Here is a 3,511-nt window from a genome sequence, read left to right as displayed (position 1 = left end):
GCCCACCGGCCGCCCGCCGACCTCCGTGCCGCCCACCAAGGTCGTGTACGGCTTGGTGCCGCCGAGATTGTCCGGTCCCTCGACCACGCACACCGACCACGGCGCCTTGACCAGCTTCTCCTTGACCGGCAGGGAGTCGGGCGCGCCGGAGATCCCGATGAGCGGCCCGCGCGTGAGCTCGGCCAGGGAGGCGGCCGCCACGTTCCGGGTCTTGATCTCGCCGCCGCCGAGCACCAGGCGGGCCGAGACGTAGTTCGCCACCGGGAGCAGCCGCTGCTGCTGCTGGTTGTAGACGAACTTGGCCCCGCTCTCCTCCTCGACCAGCAACTGCCCGGGGTCGGTCAGCTTGGTGGCGTTGCCTGGGCTGACCAGCCCCCAGATGCCGAACACCGCCATCACCAGGATCCCGATCAGGATCCCGCCGAACGTGGCCACGTTCTGCCGTCGCATCGGTGACTCGGCCACATCCGGCTCGGCCTGCAGGAGCGCCATCCCGAGCCGCTGCTGCATCAAGCGGTGCGCCTGATAGAGGTCCTTCTTGGTCTGCACAGCGCCTCCCCCGGTCAGAACTCGCGCATCAGCATAAAGGCCCTCTTATCCCTACAGCCTCTCGCGCACCATATCCGCAGAGCCCGCTAGGGGAGCAGCAAACCCCAGTACAACGCCCACGGAACGAGCACGGCACCGCCCGTGACCAGCAGCCCGATCCGTACGCGCTCGCCGCGCGCGCTCGCCCTGCCCCGGCGCAGGGCCGTCAGAACCGTGCACACGACCGTCACCACCGTGAACGCCTGCAGAGCCAGCCAGATGGCCGGCCTGTCACCCACCAGGGGCCCTGGCACGGCCAGCTTGCCGCCCGTCATGACCAGGTAGAACAGGTAGGAGAACGCGCCGAACACCACGGCCAGCCCGCCGGCGCTCACCGCGCGGGCCACCTTGACCGGCGGCGGGCCGCCCTGGCGCCGCACCCGGCGAATCACCGCGACCACCGGATATCCCCCGAACGCCACCAGGAACAGCACCAAAGCCGCGAGCTGCGTCCAGGCCGACTCCCACCATTCGGCGGGCGGGACCCCGATGGAGTCCTCGGCCTGCACCGGCGCGGGTCCCGTCACCTGCGCCGCCGGCGCCCGTCCGGCGGTCACCTCACCCACCCAGCTCCCGACCAGCTCCGCGTATCCGGGGGCGAGCTCGGGCAGCCGCGTGACCCCGCTATCCGGGGTCCGGTGCGCGGCGTGGTCGGCATCGGCGAAGTAGCGGAACGTGTACTTCTGGTTGCCGCCCTTCGCCAGCGCCGCCGCGAAGATCGGCGGCGTCTCCCTGGGCGGCGTCAGCAGGTCGTGCACGCCCCAGATCCCCAGCACGGGCTGTCGCACGCTCGCGATGACCGGCTCCGGGTCGAAGTAGGGCTCGGGGAACATCCCGCCGTCGGCGATGACCCGGTAGAGCTTGGGCTCCGCCTGGTCGACGAGCGACCCGGCGACGCCCGCCTTCCGCAGCCCGGCCGCCACCGCCCAGGTTTGCTGGCGCAGCGGATACAACGCGTTGGCACCGACGACGATCGTGAAGGCGATGTCCTGGGAGCGCGAGGCCGCGATCGGCGCGACCCAGCCGCCCTCGCTGAGCCCCCAGATCCCGACCTTCGCCGGATCGACCCCCGGCTGGCTGCGCAGTGCCCCGACGGCTCCCAGCGCGTCGTCGGCCAGCTGGGAGTAGGACCTGGTGAACAGGGAGTAGCCCTCGGAACGCTTGTCGTAGATCAGCACCGACATGCCCTGGCGGGCGAAGGCCACGGCCTCGCCCAGCAGCTTCTCGCGCGGGGTGCCGGTGCCGGCGCCGTGCACCAGCACGACGCCGGGCCGCCCGGGCCGCCCGGGCTTCGGGCTCGCCTGGCTGACCACGCTGCCGTGCAGCGTGAGCCCGCCGCTGCCCTGGAAGCTCACCTCGCCGGCCACCAGATCCGCCGGCAGGGCCGGCGGCTTGCTCTCATCCGCCAGGGCGGGGGAGGACACGAGCGCAACTAACGCGGCCACCAGGGCCGCCAACATCGTCCGCATATCGCCGACACTAGTCTGCAGAGACTTCTCGGCAAAGAGATGTCTGCAGATATCCTTCGCAAGGACTAGCCTCCTCCTCATGAAGGACGACGAGCCGTTCGTGCTCAACGACCCGGGCCGGCTCAAGGCCCTGGCCCACCCCATGCGGCGGCGCATGCTGACCCACCTCAACGTCCACGGCCCCGCCACCTCGACCACCCTCGGCGAGCTGCTCGGCGCCAAGACCGGCACCACCAGCTACCACCTGCGCCAGCTCGAGAAGTACGGCTTCATCGAGGAGATCCCCGAGCGCTCGTCGGGCCGGGAGCGCTGGTGGCGGCGGGCCGAGGTGCCGAGGGACATGCGCCTCCCCAAGCCTGACGAGGTGCCCCCGGAGGACCGGGCGGTGCTGGCCGAGTTCCACCGGATCGGCTTCGAGGAGGATCGCGCGCTGGTGGAGCGTTTCCCGGCCGCCTACCGCGCCGACCCGGACTGGGCGAGGGGGTCGCGGGGGATGGGGCGCATGACGAAGCAGGAGCTCAACGAGTTCTACGACGAGTACATCGCGCTGCTGCTCAAGTACAGCCATCGGGCGGAGGACGCGCCGCCGGACGCCCGGCCCCTGTACATCCGCTTCTTCACCCTCCCCGCCGACGAGAACTGACCGCACCCGGCCGCCGGGGTCCGCCCACCCCCGGGACCGGTCCCGGCCTCACCGGGCCCCCGGGCGCGGCGGACCCACCGATGGGCCTGGCCTCACTTGGGCGGCTGGACCTGGCCGAGCCGTCGCGGGGGTCGGCCTCACCCGGCCGACGGGGATCGTCCACCCCGCCACCGGTTCCGGCCTCACCGGGCCGACGGGCGCGGCCAACCCACCGATGGGCCTGGCCTCACCAGGGCAGTTGGATCTCGCCAAGCCGCTCTGGGGATTGACCTCACCCGCCCGACGAGCGCCGACCGGAGCCGGCCGATTGCCCGGCCGGACTGCCCGATAGCCCATGAGAACGGCCCGGCGGCACGTGGGACGGCGGCGCGTGGGACGGCGGCGCGTGGACGGCCCGGCGGCACGTGGGACGGCCCGGCGGCGTCGTGCCCAGTGGCCCGGCGGCCCTGTGGGCGAGCACGGGAGCCCACGAGCCGGCCCAGCGGTCTTGGGGTCTTGGGCGAGGGGCTGGTCACCCGCGAGGCGCTCCAGGGCGCTGCGAGACGGCTCAGCCCTCCCTCCATGACCGCCCGGCCCCGGCTTGAGACAGGACCGAGCGGTCGGCAGGGGCTCACCGGTAGGCGGGGGACCTCACTGCTTGGGGACACGACCCACCGGTGGGAAGGTGACTTAATCGGTTGGAAGGGTCCCACCGGTTGAGTCGGCGTTTGTCGGGTTGGGGAGGAAGGGACCTCAGCCGTTGTCCGGCAGTGCGGTCTGGACCGGGGTGAGGTTGCCGGTCGTCACCAGGAACTGTCTCTTATACACCTCT

General features: G+C 71.9%; 3 protein-coding genes. 1 reads left to right on the top strand and 2 read right to left on the bottom strand.

The features are described 5' to 3' along the window. Both ETD85_RS60950 and ETD85_RS60945 read right to left on the bottom strand, forming a co-directional pair. The coding region (locus ETD85_RS60950; protein ID WP_206059624.1) for a type VII secretion protein EccB at positions 1–549 on the bottom strand (549 nt) is incomplete at its 3' end. 86 nt (positions 550–635) lie between these two features. Beyond that, entirely contained in the window at positions 636–2,057 is a 1,422-nt protein-coding gene (locus ETD85_RS60945) for an alpha/beta hydrolase family protein (RefSeq protein WP_206059623.1), read from the bottom strand. A 79-nt stretch (positions 2,058–2,136) separates the two neighbouring features. Between ETD85_RS60945 and ETD85_RS60940 the strand changes: the two genes are divergently transcribed. Further along, positions 2,137–2,700: an ArsR/SmtB family transcription factor gene (locus ETD85_RS60940; RefSeq protein WP_138698879.1), complete on the top strand. Its 564-nt coding sequence runs from the start codon at positions 2,137–2,139 to the stop codon at positions 2,698–2,700. Positions 2,701–3,511: the final 811 nt, after the last annotated feature.

The sequence above is a fragment of the Nonomuraea zeae genome (assembly GCF_005889725.1).
GTDB lineage: Bacteria > Actinomycetota > Actinomycetes > Streptosporangiales > Streptosporangiaceae > Nonomuraea > Nonomuraea zeae.
This window is presented reverse-complemented; position numbering and strand designations above follow the sequence as displayed.

Coding starts and splice junctions, on each gene's coding strand:
- ETD85_RS60945 (WP_206059623.1), bottom strand. CDS start 2,057: ATGCGGACGATGTTGGCGGCCCTGGTGGCCGCGTTAGTTGCGCTCGTG.
- ETD85_RS60940 (WP_138698879.1), top strand. CDS start 2,137: ATGAAGGACGACGAGCCGTTCGTGCTCAACGACCCGGGCCGGCTCAAG.